We start from the raw sequence: 14,069 nt of genomic DNA, 5'->3' as shown, positions 1-14,069 counted from the left end.
GCCAGCACCTCGAAGAGGTGCTCGAAGTCCCGCGCCACGAAGAGCTGCGGCTGCATCCGGGTGATGTCGTACTCGGTGTCCGCGCACGCCACGCTCAGCGGCACCTTCTTCACCGCGTCCGTGAGGCAGTGCTTCGCCTCGCCGATGCTGGAGAGCAGGCCGGCGCCGTAGATGCGCGGGCGCTCCACGCTGCCGATCATCCCGTACTCGGCCGTCCACCAGTACAGCCGCGAGGCGCGGGTGCTCTCGCTCACGTAGCGGCGGCTCTGGTTGGCGGCCTCCAGGCGGGCCTGGGCGTGCTGAATCTCCTCCTGCGTCGCGGTGGGATCCTCCTTCACCACGCTCAGGTTGCGGATGGCCTGGAACACGGCCTCGTCCTCCACCGTGGCGATGGACTTGAAGCCCACCAGCCCGCAGCGCTTGAGGTACTCGGCATAGCGCGCGTTGGCGATGATGGGCGCGTGGCCGGCGCTCTCGTGGACGATGTCCGGAGCCGGCGTGTACTGGATGTGCTCGTGGGTGCGGATGTCCGCCGCGATCGCCAGCACGCCCAGGGCCTGCAACTCGGTGAAGACCGCGGGCGGGATGAAGCCGCGCACGCCCACCGCCGCCCAGCCCAGCTTGGACAACTTCTCGTTCATTTCATCCAGGCTGGGGATGCGCTCCGAGCCGATGCCGGTGGCCGCCAGGCCCTCCAGGTAGACCGGGTGCGCCTTGTCGGCCAGGTGGCTGCGCAGCTGGCCGAGGATGTGACGCCACACCGCCTGATCCCTCGGCGTGTAGGCCTCGTAGTCCTGGCCCACCACGTAGCGGCGCAGATGCGCGGGCAGTCGAGCAAGGGTCCGTTCGGTTGGCGTCATCGGGGCTTCTCCCTTCCATCAAATTCTAATGACGGGAGGCCGTGACGGAAATCCGATAAAAACCGACGTCCTGGTCGGTTTATCGCCGTTTGGTGGGCGTCAGGCGATGACGCAATCCGTCGAGGACGAGCCCGGCCGCCTCGGAGCCGGGGCCCCCCGAGGGCCGCAGGGCCACCACCTCGATGGACTGGGGATCCTCCTCGCGCAGGGACCAGACGCAGAGGTCCTCGGGGAAGGAGCGCAGCAGGCGCAGGTCGGGAGCGATGGCGCAGGCGCGGTAGGCGCGCAGCAGGTCGAAGAGGTGGAGGAAGCTCTCCACGCGGGCCACCTCGCGCACGGTGACGCCGTGGGCGGCGAAGCGGGCTGTGTTGGCGCTGCCGTAGGGGTCCTCGCGCAGCCAGTCCACGAAGGACTGGCCCTCGAGGTCTCGCACGTGGAGGGCACGGCGCGCTCGGTGACGGACGGCCAGGTCGCTCTCGGGGCCGGCGAGCACCACGAAGGGCAGGCTCAAGAGGGACTCGGACTCAATGTCCCGGTGGGGCGGCAGGGGAGTGAAGTTCAGGGCGAGGTCGAGCTGCCGCGTCTGCACCTGACGCACGAGTTCGAAGGAGCCGCCGAAGCTGACCACCAGCTTGATGCCGGCCTGGGAGACGTCCCCGGCGATGCCCGCGAGGAGGAAGATGGAGAGGGTGGGGTTGAGGCCGAGGCGCAGGCTGGGCTCGACGCTGGCGAGGTCGCGCAGGCGCTTGAGGTCGAGTTGGTGGAGGGGCGTCTGGGTGCCCTCGTAGAGCTTCTCGCCGCGGGCGGTGAGGTGGAGGCGACGGCCGGGGCCGCGCTCGAGGAGGGGCTGACCGTCGGCGAGGGTCTGCTCGAGGGCGCGGAGGTGCTCGCTGACGACGGAGCGGGCCACCCCGAGGTGCTCGGCGGCGCCTTCCAGGCTGCCGGACTCGACGGCGGCCGCGAAGGACTCGAGCCAGACGAGGTGTCGCGGGAGCTTGCGCGGGGGCATCGGGCCCTCATCCTCCCCAGAGGAGGCTCAGCTTGAAGTCGATGGCGTCGAAGGGCTCGGCACGGACCAGGGCCTCCCCGGCGTGTGTGGCGAGGAGCGTGTAGTTCGTACCGGTCAGACGGAAGACTTCCAGTGTGCGCACGTCCGGATCCACGAGCCACACGTCCTGGATTCCCTCGCGTGCATAGACCGGCAACTTGATGGAGCGATCGCGGGCTTCCGTGGAGGGAGAGAGGATTTCGCAGGCCCAGTCAGGAGCGAGCGTCAGGGCCGCCGCCCGGGGAACCTCGGGGAGCCGCTCGCGGCGCCAGCCCGCGAGATCCGGAACGAGCACGTCCTCTCGCAGGTGCAACTCGGGCTCATCGAGGATGACCCATCCGCCGGGGCCGCTGCCTCCCAGGTCGAACGGGCCCATCAACACGCCACCGAGCCGGGAGGAGGCCCGGGCATGAGGGAGCGCCGGCCGTGGGCTCGCGTGGAGCTCGCCCGCGATGAGCTCCCCCACCATGTGGGGAGGGAGGTCTTCCAGGTCTGCGTAGGTAGCGGGTCGCTTTCCCATCCCCAACTCATCCACATCCGCTTCTCTTCTTCCCATGGGCCCGCGCCCAGGTCGAGTGTCACCCGGGCGCCACCGTTCACTTGGCATCCGCGGGGCCACCGGGGGCCTGCCACCCCGCCCGCGTCTCCTTATAGTGGATCCACCGTGGCCACCCATCCAGACACCCTACGGGCGCGACTCGAAGATAGAGCGGAGCTGCTCGAAGCGACCCGTCTTCGCTACCGGGCGCTGGAGAAGATGTTGCGGGCCTTCTTCTGGAAGGACCGGGTGCGAGCCAACCTCGAGCTGCTGCGCGAGGTGGCGCTGTCCCAGCCGCAGGTGGACACCACGCTGGAGTCCGTGTCCCGCCGGGCGGCGGCGGAGGGCTGGCCGAGGGGCTCGGCGTCCATGGTGCTGCTGGACGAGGTGACGCGGCTTCGTGAGGACCTCGCGTGGGCGGTGGAGCGGCGGCTCATCGCGAAGCAGAAGCCGGCGCTCCTGGGTGAGGCCCTGCTGCGGCTGGAGGAGGAGGTGCTGGCCGCGGGGCCGCTGCTGGGGCGGCGCCTGTGGGCCCAGGCCGTGGAACTGCTCCCGCGCAACCTCCCGGAGCTGCGGGCCGCCTGCGCGGCGGCGGAGATCCTCGAGCGCGTCTTCAAGCGTCCCGTCCCCCCGGGGGTGCTGCCCTTCGACGCGGCGGAGGCGGACGAGGTCCGCCGGGCGCTGCCCCTGGCCGACAAGGCGCTGGAGTCCCTCTGGGGCCGGCTGGACCGCTTCGACGCAACGCTCCGGGTGAGGGCCTTCCTGGAGAAGCAGGCGAGGAGCGCGCCGGTGCACCCGCCGCGCATCGGGCCGGAGCTGCTGCTGCATGCGGCCTTCTGGTACGACCTGGCCCGCTCGCGGCTGAAGGTGCTGCTGGAGGAGCGCCTGTCGCCCGTGGTGCCTCGCGAGGAGGAGTGGCCGGAACTGCTGGGATGGCTGGTGGCGCGCGAGGCCTCGGCGCAGGTGCGGCTGGAGGCCTCGGAGGTGCTGGGCGAGGGACGGGCGGGGCTGCTGGAGGTGGCGGCGGAGCTCGCGGCGCTGTCCCACGCGCGCCCGGTGGGGCCGTGGAACGAGGAGGCCGCGTGGGTACGGCTGTGGACGGCGGCGCAGCGGGCGAGGTCCGAGACCGGCCCGGACATGGAGCGGCTGCGCGAGTCGCTGCACCTCTTCATCCGGCTGCGTGGGCAGGGTCAGACACCCGCGAGGCTCTTCAGCCCGGAACGGGAGTCGCTCCCCCGGCAGCCCGGCGGACGTGGAGACTTGAACGAGGAGGATCTGCCAGGGCTGGTGCAGAGGGCTCGGGAAGCGGCCGGGCGGCCTCGTCCGGGGCGGCTGTCGGAGTAGGGGATTAACCTGGACGCTCTTGTTCTCGGATGGGAGAAAGGTCTCCCGTGCGTCTGCTTGCACTTCACGTCCAGGACTTCCGAAACCTCGGCCAGGTCTCCCTGGCGCCGAGCCCGCACGCGTCCATCGCGGTGGGGCAGAACGGCCAGGGGAAGACGAACCTGCTGGAGGGGCTCTACTTCCTGGCCACGCTCAAGCCGCTGCGGGCCGGACGCCTGTCGGAGCTCGTCCGGTGGGGTACCGAGGGGGCTCGGGTGACGGGCCGCTTCCTGCTCAAGGGGGCGGAGCGGGAGATCTCCGTCGAGGTAAGCGGAGGGGTGCGGCAGGCCTTCGTGGACGGGAAGAAGGCGTCGAGCCTGGAGGAGTACTTCGGGGGCGTGTCGGTGGTGGCCTTCACCCCGGACGACCTGGAGGTGGTGAAGGGCGGGCCGGACGCGCGGCGGGCCTTCCTGGACCGGGCGGTGTTCAACCGCTTCCCGGCGTTCCTGCGGGAGAGCCGGGAGTACGGCCGGGCGCTGAAGAGCCGCAACCGGTTGCTGCGCGAGGGCCCGGTGGAAGCGGCGTACCTGGAGGCCTACGACGAGACGCTCGCGAAGGCGGGCGCACGGGTGTACGCGCGGCGGCGGGCACTGATGGCGGAGCTGGCGCCGCGGGCGCAGGCGACGTTCGCCTCCATCGGTCGGACGCTGGAGCCGGCGGTGTACGGCTACACTCCGGCGCACCTGGGAGACGTGGACTTCGCGGTCGCGGACGAGGCGACGCTGGCGGCGGCGCTGCGCGAGGCGCTGGCGGCGCGCTACCGGAGGGACTCCGAGCGGCGCTTCACCTCGGTGGGCCCGCACGTGGACGACGTGGCGGTGACGCTGGGGGGCCGGAGCGCGCGGGCGTACGCGAGCCAGGGCCAGCAGCGCGCGCTGGTGCTGGGGTGGAAGATCGCGGAGATCGAGAACCTCGAAGCGGCGATGGGCTTCCTGCCGCTGCTGCTGCTGGACGACGTGTCGAGCGAGTTGGATCCAGAGCGCAACGCGTACCTGATGAACTACCTGGCGGCGAGTGGCGCGCAGGTTTTCCTCACGACGACGGACGCATCGCTGGTGCGAGGCGCCGCGGCGGAGGACACGCTGTGGCTGGGCGTGCGAGCCGGTGACGTGGTGAGCCTCCCGCAGACCCAGCCCGAGCCCGCGCCCGAGCCCGTGCAGTAGGCCCCTACCACCACCAGTGTCGGCGGCGGTGCTTCACGGCCCACAACGAGGTGGGGACGAAGCTCACGATGAGGAACATCCCCAGGTAGATCCCGACCATGCGCAGGGGCTGGCTGCCGAGGCGCGTGAGGAGGAAGGGAAGCCCGACCACCGCCGCCAGCGTCATCCAGCGTGCGCGCGGGTCGGGGATGAGCCGCAGCAGCCCCACGCCCAGGCACGGGTCGAGGAGAGGCTGGAGCCTACCCAGGACGGAGCGCTCCTTCTCGAGGGACTGGGTGAGCTGAAGGATGGCGAGCTGTTGCCTCGCGAGCTTCTCGGCCTCGGAGAGTTGGGGGGCCGCCTGCGGGACGCTCGCCATCTGCTCGCGCGTCTGGGCCTCGGCCTGTGCCTGGTCGCGCGAGCGCCGCGCGTTGTCCGCGAGCTGCTCGGGCGAATGGAGGTCCGCGCCACATGTCGTGCACACCTGCGCGAAGCGGCCGTTGTCCGTCTCGCAGTGGATGCAGCGGGAGAAGAGCTGCTCGCGCGTGGGCTCGTGGTCGAGCGCAAGCGGGGTCTGCCCGTGGAGCTTGAAGCGCTCGACGTGGGCCTCGGGCACGGCCACCGAGGAGGGCGCCGTCTCACCGGGTCCCGCGACGGACTCGAAGCGGCCACCGTTCTGAAGCTTCACCTGGCCTTCGGAGGTCGGCTTCTCGCCGCGCGCGCGCTCGAGGTGTTGGAATCGGGAGAACTTGGAGGACATCGGCTACCCCTTCGAGGACGAGGCGGGACGGGTGCGACCGCGGGCCCACTCGCGCAGTCGGTCGATCTCGGGCCGCATGGTGACGGCGAGTGGGAAGGTCTCCTGGAGGGCCCGCGCGAGGTGCTGCTGCCCCAGCTCCACGTTCTCGGCGAAGGCCTCGTAGAGCCCGGCGACGACGGCCTGCTCGATCTCCGCGCCGCTGAAGTCCGTGGCCAGCTCGGCCAGCGCGTTCAGGTCATAGGCGCCCGGGTCCCTCTTCCGCCGCTGGAGGTGGATGCGGAAGATGTCGCGGCGCTCGGCGGCCTCGGGCAGGTCGACGAAGAAGATCTCATCGAAGCGCCCCTTGCGCAGCAGCTCGGGAGGCAGGCCGTCGATGCGGTTGGCGGTGGCCACCACGAACACCGGGGCCGTCTTCTCCTGCAACCACGTGAGCAGCGTGCCGAAGACGCGGGCGCTGACGCCGCTATCGCCCGAGCTGGAGGAGGCCACACCGGACAGGCCCTTCTCGATCTCATCCACCCACAGCACCACGGGGGCGATGCTCTCGGCGGTGTGGATGGCCTTGCGCAGGTTCTCCTCGGAGGAGCCCACCAGCCCGCTGAAGATGCGGCCCATGTCCAGCCGTAGCAGGGGCAGCTTCCAGTGCGCGGCGACGGCCTTGGCGGTGAGGCTCTTGCCGCAGCCCTGCACGCCCAGCAGCAGCAGCCCCCGCGGCTCGGGCAGGCCGAACTGGCGGGCCCGCTCTCCGAATGCGGCGGTGCGCCGGTTGAGCCAATGCTTGAGGTTCTGGAGGCCCCCCACGTGCCCCAGGTCCTCTTCGGGCGGGTAGTACTCCAACAGCCCGCTCTTGCGGATGACCTGGCGCTTCTCGTCCTGGACGCGCTTGATGTCCTCGGCGCTCAGCTTGCCGTCGAAGGCGATGGCCTTGGCGAAGGCATTCTCCGCCTCGGACAGCGTCAGGCCCTGGGCCGCCTTGATGAGCAGCTCGGCGTTCTCGCGCGACAGGTCGATGGTGGCCTTGTTGCCCCGGCGCACCACCGCGACGATCTCCTTGAGCAGGTTGAGCAGCTCCTGGAAGCCGGGCAGCGGCACGTCGAGGACCGACACCTCCTTCTCCAGCTCGATGGGGATGTGGAGCGAGGGGGACAGGAGGATGACGGTGGTGAAGGTGCTCTTGAGGTAGTGGGCGAGCTCGCGCATGGCGCGCACCACGGACTTCTCCTCCAGGTAGGGGTGGAAGTCCTTGAGCACCACGAGCGAGGGCTCGTTGAGCTTCTCGATGGCGGCGATGGCGTCGATCGGGTTGCGCGTGTCCTCGGGGAGCGTGGGCCCGCGGGTGGAGCCCACGTGACGCAGGCCGCGGCTGACGGACCAGGTGAGGAGGGCCTTTCCGTGGGCGCGGGCCATGTCCGCGAGGAGGGTGTCGACGCGGTGCTCCTCCCAGGAGACGAGGTAGAGGAGCGGGTAGCGGGCGCGGATGAGGATGTCGAGCTCCTCCAGCCAGGAGGCGGAGGTGCTGGAGCGAGGGAGCGCGGGGCTGGACGCCATGCGCTTGCGTATAGCAGGCCGGGCGAGCGGGGGGACACGGGGTGGGGAGGCCGCCCGCCTGCCCACCCACACCGGGAGGCCGGGCCGTCCGCCGGGTGTTGAATCCTCTCATGTCACTCTACCGGAAGGGACAACCCATCACCGTGCACCACGGCAAGCCGTGGAAGCCGGGCAGGCTCATCCAGATGCGGGGGCACGTCGAGGCGTACGACGGAGAGACGGTGCGGATGAGGCGCCAGTTCCGCAGCCCCGGGAGCGCCTATGACGGGCTCTACGCGAAGCAGTGGCGCGGCGACCACGGCACCATCGAGCTGCCTCGCGGCGCGTGGGTGGCCCGGCGGCGCTACCTGCGGCAGTCAGGTGAGCTGATTGGCGAGCTGTACAACATCCAGACGCCCCTTCAGCACCTCCCGCGCGACGTGCGCTACGTGGACCTGGAGATCGACGTGGCGTACCTGCCGCACCGCCCGGAGCGGGTGATGATCCAGGACGAGGCGGAGATGGAGGCGGCGGTGGCTGGGGGACACCTCCCCGCCGAGGTGGCGGAGGTGGCGCGCGAGGTGGCGGAGGAGCTCGCCCGGCGACTGGGCGCGTGGGATGGGGAGTCCGCGCTGGACTGGGATGTGCGCCCGGACCCGGCTCGCCTGTCACCGGCCGTGGAGACCTTCCTTCAGCGGCACACCGTTACTTGAGGGCGACGGGGTCCACCTCGGCGAGCAGCTTGGTGACACGGGCCTCGTCGATGCGGGCGGTGAGGCGCTCCTGCTCGTGCTGGTCGCGCACCGTCTTGGAGAGGGTGAAGGTGGAGCCGATGCTGAAGAGCATCCCCATGCCCAGGAAGGCCTTCTGCCAGCCGTCGACGGGCAGGTGGTAGATGCCGATGGCCGTCACGCCCACGGCGAGGGCGAAGGAGAGCCACGACTGGATGACCCAGGCGCCACTGTGGGTCGGCTGTACGGTGTTGTTGGAGCGGGACATGGGGCACCTCGTTCGGGTTGGGAAGCGCTTCGGTGGAAGCGCGTTGACGAGACACAAGATGCACCTGTTCCTCGCAAACCGCATGGAACTAATGGGTCGCCCTTCGATAAGCTGCGGTGAATGATTCAGCTCCAGCGCCTCGAGGGCTTCTACTGGGTCGCCCGGTGCGAGGGGTATGCCCGTGCCGCGCGCTCCTTCCCGTACCCCATCACCCAGCCCGGCGTGCACCAGCAGGTGAAGCGGCTGGAGTCCGAGCTGGGCGTGCGGCTCTTCGAGCGGGTGGGAAAGGATCGCGTGGTGCTCACGGCGCAGGGCCGCGCGCTCTACGAGTACGTGGCGCCGTTCTACGAGGGGCTGTCCGCGGTGGAGCGCTCGCTGCGCTCGGGCGAGGTGGGAGGGCGGCTGAGCATCCACGCCTCGGGGCACACGCTGCGGCACCTGCTGCCTCCGTGGCTGCGGCGGTTGCAGGGGCAGCGGCCCGACATCGAGGTGGCCCTCTTCGAGGCGAAGGTGCCCGCGGTGTCGCTGGTGCGCTCGGGTGAGGCGGACCTGCTGGTGGACCACCTGCCCGAGGTGCCTCCGGACTTCGAGGCCCGGCAGGTGGGCAAGACGCGCGCCTTCCTCGTCTTCCCCTCGAACCACCGGCTCGCGCGCCAGGGGCCGGTGAGCCCCGAGCGATTCAAGGACGAGCCCTTCATCACCTACAGCTCCGACCCTCAGTTGCGAGAGCTGCAACTGGCCGCGCTCGCGCACTTCGGCGTGGTGCCGCCGAGGATGTACGCGGCGGACTCGTCCGAGACGATCCTCGGCTTCGTGGCGGCGGGGCTCGGCTACTCGCTGCTGGCGTCGCTGCTGCCACGCGGGCCGCACATGCCCGGCGTGGTGGCCTCGCCCCTTACCGAGCCGGCCCGCGAGTTCCCCATCTACGCCGCGTGGCGCAGGGGGAAGCAGCGCAACCCGCTCATCGACGCGCTGCTGGGGCTCGCCCCGAAGCCATGAGGGGTTCTTCGAGTACCGCTTTTCTGACCCTGTCTCGTCGAGGTGCACCCTGGCGCTACATCCCTCATCCCCTTTTCCGAGCAGGAAGTTGGGTTCTCCCAGCTTTTTTGCCGTGGCTGCGGTGCTGATGCTGGTTGGCTGTGCCACCCATGCACCAGGAGGTGACTTGTCGTCAGGAGCGCACCGGCGCTCTCTGGTGCCATCGGGCCTTCCTGTCTCCGCTGAAACCACGAACGAGGGGGAAGGCCGCTCATGGGGAGATCACGCGCCTGGGTCAGAAGATGCCGAGGGGGCGGGGGGAAATGCTCGGTCCCGATCGCGGACGCGCCCAGCGGCTCCCGGAGCGGATGAGTCCTTGGACGACTGGGGTGAGGGCTGGACGGGTTGGTCCGACGGCGTGGGCAATGGCCGACCTCGCTCCGTGCCCATGAGCCTGGACTACTTCCAGGGCTTCCTCGTGCGAGCCGGTGTGCCCGCTGATGTGCTGCCCGTGGACGGGCGCACCCTCTCGCCCGAGCAAGCCTTGCACTTGCTGCCGCATCTGCTGTCCACCGAACTGACACTGGGCGACTTCGGCCCGCGTCGCATGGCGGCCTACCTGCTGTTGGGGGTGGCTACGGGCAAGGGGGCCGTCACGCGCCAGGAGTTGCACGCGCGCATGGACCGCTTCCACCGGTTGCTGGTGCTACGACCAGATGGCTACCTGGTGCGGCCCATCACGGGCGAGGCCATGCAGCGCGCGGGCGAGGTGCGGCTGGCCGAGGAAGGCACTTTGCGCGCGGGCCGCTACGAGGTGGGGCCCTTCTACGCCATTGATGGCGGGCGCTTGTGGCCAGTGGGCGCGGACTTGGAGGCTCCGCGAGGAGCGCAGCCGCTTGGTGCCTATGTTCCGGATGACGGCGTGCTGCTGCCCGCGCTGGAAGGCGCGGGGCTGGCGCTGGTGGACACGGTGGAGGGGCTCTACCGGCTCGTCTTCCACCCCGGCGAGACACTGGAGGGGCTCTCCGGGTTGCCGGGCGCCATACGCGAACTCGTCCAGAGCGCCCCCGAATACTGGGGGGCGTTCCGCCACAAGCCATATGGCGAGCAGGTGCGCGACATTTCACGCCTTACCGCCAACGTGTTGCTGGTGGTGGGCTCCTCGGGGGCAGGTGCGGTGAAGGCTGCTTCGTGGGGCGGTACGCTGGGCCATGTCGCCGTGCCCGTCTTCTCGTTGACTGGGGAGGGCGCGCTGACGCTGCGGCTGGTGGCGGTGTCCGGGCGCGCCGTCGCCGTAGCGGGCCAGGCTCTCAGTGCCACCTACGTGCTGCACATGGCCAACATGGGGGCGGGTGGCGCCAGGGGTGGAGGTAACTGGTCACCACCCGCTGGCGGCCCTGGTCAGTGGACGCAGGTCGAGGAGTTCATGTCCCAGGAGGCGCGTATGTACCAGTCCCAGGTGACAGGCGCGCCAGAGGGCTGGGCCTATCGTGTCTGGCGAAACGGTGAGTTCGCCGACTTCGATGGGTACAGTCCCCATGACGGCTTCTTGCTGGATGCCAAGGGCCTTGGCTACGACAAGCACTTCGGTGTGGACCTCAAGCCCAAGCGGTACTTCCAGGGGGCGGGGGGGCTGGTGGAGAGGGCCCTCAAACAGACCCGAGTGGCACAGGGGTTATCCATTCGCTGGCATGTGGCGGAGCCCAGGATGGTCGCTATTCTCAAGAAACTGTTTCAGGAAAAGGGCATCCAGGGCATTGAGGTCGTCTACACCTCGCCACTTCCGTGAAGAGCCATGGGCGACTTCTTCCAGAAGATCGTGGACCGGGACGTATCAGCGGACGAGGCCCCTCTGCTCGCGGAGGAGCTCCGGTGCTGGCTCGTCGAACGGGGAATCATCGAGGCTGTTCCCTCGAAGGATGTCGCGGATGAGCCCACGTACTCCCCGGGCGCTGCGTACCAGAGCACGCTCGCGGTGCCCAATCCGCATGGGACCTCCGGGGTGAATGGCCTCCGGATCAAAGTGGGACGGACCGTCTTCTGGTCCATCGATACCGCACTGACCTGCGGCGCGTGTGGGGCGCGGTTCAGGCCTGGTGACGAGTGGTACGATGCAGCGGATGCTTGGTTCGCGGGCGATGATCTGGTGACTTACTCCTGCCCGGAATGCGGCAGGCCGGAGCGACTGACCGAGTGGATCGGGGAGTGGCCATGGGGTTTCGGCAACCTGGGACTCGAATTCTGGAACTGGACGCCCCTGTCCGACCAGTTCGTGCGCGAGGTGTCGGAAAAGCTGGGACACCGCATCGTCCTCATCCGCGGGAAATTGTGAGTCCCAGGACGAGGTCGGTGGGCGGCCGTGCCTTCACGGGCCGGGGCTCCACGACGCGGCATGTCAGGCTTCGGTGTTAGGTCGGGTCCATGGATGCGGGACTCCGCGTCCCATTCCTGGAGGAACCCCTTGAAGAAGCTTTCGATGCTGCTCGCCGCCGTCTGCCTGGCGCCGGCGCCCGCCTTCGCCGCTGATTACAAGTGCAACGGCAACCGGGTGGAGAAGAGCGGCAGCACCCAGTACACCGTGCGCACCTCGGGCACGGACATCGCCATCGAGAAGGGCGGCGGCACCCGCGGCAAGGCCGTCAAGCGCGGCTCCGCCTACGCCGTCGAGGTGGGCGGCAGCACCCAGGCCACCATCGAGAACGGCAGGATTCTCAAGGGAGGCTCCACCTGGGCCACCGTGAGCGATGCCCAACGCGTCTACGACTGCCCGGACGTGGTGGCCGCCACCCTCTGGGTGCTCGACCAGAAGGGCCAACTCTAGTCTCACAGCCCTCCCGCCCCACGCCCACCGGCCCGCCGTGGACTTCCACGGCGGGCCGTCGTCCTTCCCGGCTACCTGCTTGTCCTCTCACCGCCGACGCAGGCGGAAGCGCCGCGCGTGGTGCGTCTGGGGGCCAGCGGCCTCCTGAGGTATGTGCTGGAAGTAGGGGAAGCGGAACTCCGCCCACAGCACGAGGTACGCCACGCCGAACACCGCCGTGGCCACCACCCACCACCAGGACACCGCCGTGGCGAGGCTCACCAACGCCGACACCATGCACACCACGCCCACGCCCAAGGCCACCTCCCGGCGCCGGGGGCTCTCCGACATGGCGAAGCCCATGGAGGCCAGCGCGCACGCCAGCAACACCCACGCCAGCCCGAATGCTTCCCGAGCGTACAAGAGGGCAATCGATAGCAGGAACAATCCCAATCCGAACAGGCCCAACCCACCGTCCATGAGGTGCCTCCTCCTTCGAGTCGCCAACTTGCGAGGGTTCAGGCCCTAACATCCGCATCTGTCCACCAGTGGGGGAACGCTCGACGCGGCGGGCGCCCGGCGGGGCCGCTCGGCCTCCTCGTGCCGGGGAGTCAACCTTTCATTCCCGCTGCATCTCACGGCTTTGGGGGGCGGTGCCTACCGTGGGCCCATGACGAGGGGAGCCATGCACCGTGTCCTTCCGGTGCTCTTGCTGCTCGGGCTGGCAGGCTGCCACCGCGGGGTGCGCTTCGACCAACAGGTGCTCACCAAGCCTGGGGTGCGCTACCGCGTGGGCGAGCTGTCTCCGGGTTGGGAGCGCGTGAAGGTGTCCAGCAACGACCTGGCCTGGTTCGTCGAGGACACCGGCCACGCCCTCCAGGTGAACTCCACCTGCAAGGGGCACGAGGACGCGCCGCTGGACGTCCTCACCCGCCACCTCCTCATGGGCTTCACCGACCGTCACGAGGTGGAGACCCAGCAGGTGGTGGTGGATGAGCGGGAGGCGCTGCGCTCGCGCTTCGTCGCCCGGATGGACGGGGTGCCGGTGGACCTGCTGTTCGTGGTGCTCAAGAAAGACAACTGCGTGTACGACTTCAGCTACGTGTCCCCGCTGGGCCGCTTCGAGGAGCGCCTCGTGGACTTCGAGTCGCTGGTGCATGGCTTCCACGCGGAGAGCGCGTCATGAGCTCGGGCGTGGAGCTGCACCCCGGGCCGCCCCGCCCCCGCCACCCGGTGGAGGCCTCGTCGGTGGGCGCCATCAACGCTGGGGAGGGCTCCTTCTGGAGCCGGATGCAGGTGCGGCTGGAGGGCCTGGGCGCCCTGATGGTGATGACGGGCAAGGTGATGCGGCGCGCGGTGAGCCCGCCCTTCGCTCCCTCGGCGCTCATCTACCAGATGGAGGCGCTGGGGGTGCGCTCGCTGCCCATCGCCCTGCTGACGTCCACCTTCGCCGGGCTCGTCATCTCCCTCCAGTTCGGCTTCTTCCTGGCGCGCTTCGGCGTGCAGTACACCGTGGGCCGGGTGGTGGTGCTCACCCTCTTCCGTGAGCTGGCCCCGGTGCTCATCGCCCTCACCGTGGGGGCGCGCGTGGGCTCGGGCATCGCCGCGGAGCTGGGCTCCATGACGGTCACCGAGCAGGTGGACGCCATCCGTGCCCTGGGGGCCGACCCCCTGCGCAAGCTGGTGGTGCCCCGGGTGCTCGCCTGCTTCATCCTCATGCCCGCGCTCACCGTGCTGGCGGACGTCATCGGCATGGTGGCCGGCGCCATGGTGGTCAAGGCGCAGTACGGCATCGGCTTCAGCCTCTTCTTCCAGGGGGCGCTGGCCGTCGTCTTCATGAGCGACTTCGTCTCCGGCGTTCTCAAGGGCTTCGTCTTCGGGGGCATCGTCGGCGTGGTGGGCTGCTTCAAGGGGCTCACCGTGGAGGGCGGCACCGAGGGCGTGGGCCGCGCCACCACCGAGACGGTCGCCATCACCTCCGTGTCGGTGTGTCTGGCCGACTTCTTCATCACCAAGCTCACCCTCTATTTCTGA

The 14,069-nt window shown here is 69.6% G+C and carries 16 protein-coding genes; 9 read left to right on the top strand and 7 right to left on the bottom strand.

All coding sequences use genetic code 11. The annotated features are described in order from the left end of the window. The 3 genes from VF794_RS25900 to VF794_RS25890 form a co-directional block, all read right to left on the bottom strand. Positions 1 to 860, bottom strand: an 860-nt coding sequence (locus VF794_RS25900) for an aromatic amino acid hydroxylase (protein ID WP_331114897.1), incomplete at its 3' end; no start/stop codon positions are given. 79 nt (positions 861 to 939) lie between these two features. Next, positions 940 to 1,869 carry a LysR family transcriptional regulator gene (locus VF794_RS25895; protein WP_331114895.1) on the bottom strand — a complete coding sequence of 310 codons (930 nt, stop codon included), beginning with the start codon at positions 1,867 to 1,869 and terminating at the stop codon, positions 940 to 942. Positions 1,870 to 1,876: 7 nt separating this feature from the next. After that, the gene (locus tag VF794_RS25890; RefSeq protein ID WP_331114894.1) at positions 1,877 to 2,428 is read right to left on the bottom strand and encodes a Uma2 family endonuclease; all 552 of its coding nucleotides are present in this window, start codon (positions 2,426 to 2,428) and stop codon (positions 1,877 to 1,879) included. Between the two features lie 144 nt (positions 2,429 to 2,572). On the opposite strand from VF794_RS25890, the gene VF794_RS25885 reads away from it, so the two are divergent. Beyond that, positions 2,573 to 3,790 (top strand): hypothetical protein, encoded by a 1,218-nt coding sequence (locus tag VF794_RS25885; protein WP_331114892.1) that lies wholly within the window; start codon positions 2,573 to 2,575, stop codon positions 3,788 to 3,790. 47 nt (positions 3,791 to 3,837) lie between these two features. Beyond that, entirely contained in the window at positions 3,838 to 4,992 is a 1,155-nt protein-coding gene (gene recF, locus VF794_RS25880) for a DNA replication/repair protein RecF (RefSeq protein ID WP_331114890.1), read from the top strand. Between the two features lie 4 nt (positions 4,993 to 4,996). Here recF and VF794_RS25875 read toward each other — a convergent pair whose 3' ends face one another. Together VF794_RS25875 and VF794_RS25870 are read right to left on the bottom strand one after the other, a co-directional pair. Continuing rightward, the gene (locus tag VF794_RS25875) at positions 4,997 to 5,731 is read right to left on the bottom strand and encodes a hypothetical protein (protein WP_331114888.1); all 735 of its coding nucleotides are present in this window, start codon (positions 5,729 to 5,731) and stop codon (positions 4,997 to 4,999) included. Positions 5,732 to 5,734: 3 nt separating this feature from the next. Next, positions 5,735 to 7,279 (bottom strand): AAA family ATPase, encoded by a 1,545-nt coding sequence (locus VF794_RS25870; protein WP_331114886.1) that lies wholly within the window; start codon positions 7,277 to 7,279, stop codon positions 5,735 to 5,737. A gap of 110 nt (positions 7,280 to 7,389) precedes the next feature. On the opposite strand from VF794_RS25870, the gene VF794_RS25865 reads away from it, so the two are divergent. Continuing rightward, positions 7,390 to 7,971 (top strand): DUF402 domain-containing protein, encoded by a 582-nt coding sequence (locus VF794_RS25865; protein WP_331114884.1) that lies wholly within the window; start codon positions 7,390 to 7,392, stop codon positions 7,969 to 7,971. Here VF794_RS25865 and VF794_RS25860 read toward each other — a convergent pair. Further along, positions 7,964 to 8,257: a YiaA/YiaB family inner membrane protein gene (locus VF794_RS25860; protein ID WP_331114882.1), complete on the bottom strand. Its 294-nt coding sequence runs from the start codon at positions 8,255 to 8,257 to the stop codon at positions 7,964 to 7,966. The genes VF794_RS25865 and VF794_RS25860 overlap by 8 nt on opposite strands. A 120-nt stretch (positions 8,258 to 8,377) precedes the next feature. Here VF794_RS25860 and VF794_RS25855 point away from each other — a divergent pair, with 120 nt between their 5' ends. The 4 genes from VF794_RS25855 to VF794_RS25840 all read left to right on the top strand — a co-directional run bounded on the left by VF794_RS25855 (position 8,378) and on the right by VF794_RS25840 (position 12,056). Next, positions 8,378 to 9,256: a LysR family transcriptional regulator gene (locus tag VF794_RS25855; protein WP_331114880.1), complete on the top strand. Its 879-nt coding sequence runs from the start codon at positions 8,378 to 8,380 to the stop codon at positions 9,254 to 9,256. A gap of 355 nt (positions 9,257 to 9,611) precedes the next feature. Then, positions 9,612 to 11,024, top strand: coding sequence for a Tox-REase-5 domain-containing protein (locus VF794_RS25850; RefSeq protein WP_331114879.1), 1,413 nt, complete (start codon positions 9,612 to 9,614; stop codon positions 11,022 to 11,024). A gap of 6 nt (positions 11,025 to 11,030) precedes the next feature. Then, positions 11,031 to 11,567, top strand: coding sequence for a hypothetical protein (locus VF794_RS25845; protein WP_331114877.1), 537 nt, complete (start codon positions 11,031 to 11,033; stop codon positions 11,565 to 11,567). A 129-nt stretch (positions 11,568 to 11,696) separates the two neighbouring features. Beyond that, the gene (locus VF794_RS25840; RefSeq protein WP_331114875.1) at positions 11,697 to 12,056 is read left to right on the top strand and encodes a hypothetical protein; all 360 of its coding nucleotides are present in this window, start codon (positions 11,697 to 11,699) and stop codon (positions 12,054 to 12,056) included. A gap of 87 nt (positions 12,057 to 12,143) precedes the next feature. Here VF794_RS25840 and VF794_RS25835 read toward each other — a convergent pair whose 3' ends face one another. Continuing rightward, entirely contained in the window at positions 12,144 to 12,515 is a 372-nt protein-coding gene (locus VF794_RS25835; protein WP_331114873.1) for a hypothetical protein, read from the bottom strand. Positions 12,516 to 12,720: 205 nt separating this feature from the next. On the opposite strand from VF794_RS25835, the gene VF794_RS25830 reads away from it, so the two are divergent. Both VF794_RS25830 and VF794_RS25825 read left to right on the top strand, forming a co-directional pair. Next, positions 12,721 to 13,221, top strand: a complete 501-nt coding sequence (locus tag VF794_RS25830; protein ID WP_331114871.1) for a hypothetical protein — start codon at positions 12,721 to 12,723, stop codon at positions 13,219 to 13,221. A gap of 104 nt (positions 13,222 to 13,325) precedes the next feature. Next, positions 13,326 to 14,069 carry an ABC transporter permease gene (locus VF794_RS25825; RefSeq protein ID WP_331114899.1) on the top strand — a complete coding sequence of 248 codons (744 nt, stop codon included), beginning with the start codon at positions 13,326 to 13,328 and terminating at the stop codon, positions 14,067 to 14,069.

This window comes from Archangium sp. (assembly GCF_036389735.1).
Lineage (GTDB): Bacteria > Myxococcota > Myxococcia > Myxococcales > Myxococcaceae > Archangium.
Note: the sequence above shows the minus strand (reverse complement) of the source record. Positions and strands in the feature narration are given on the sequence as shown.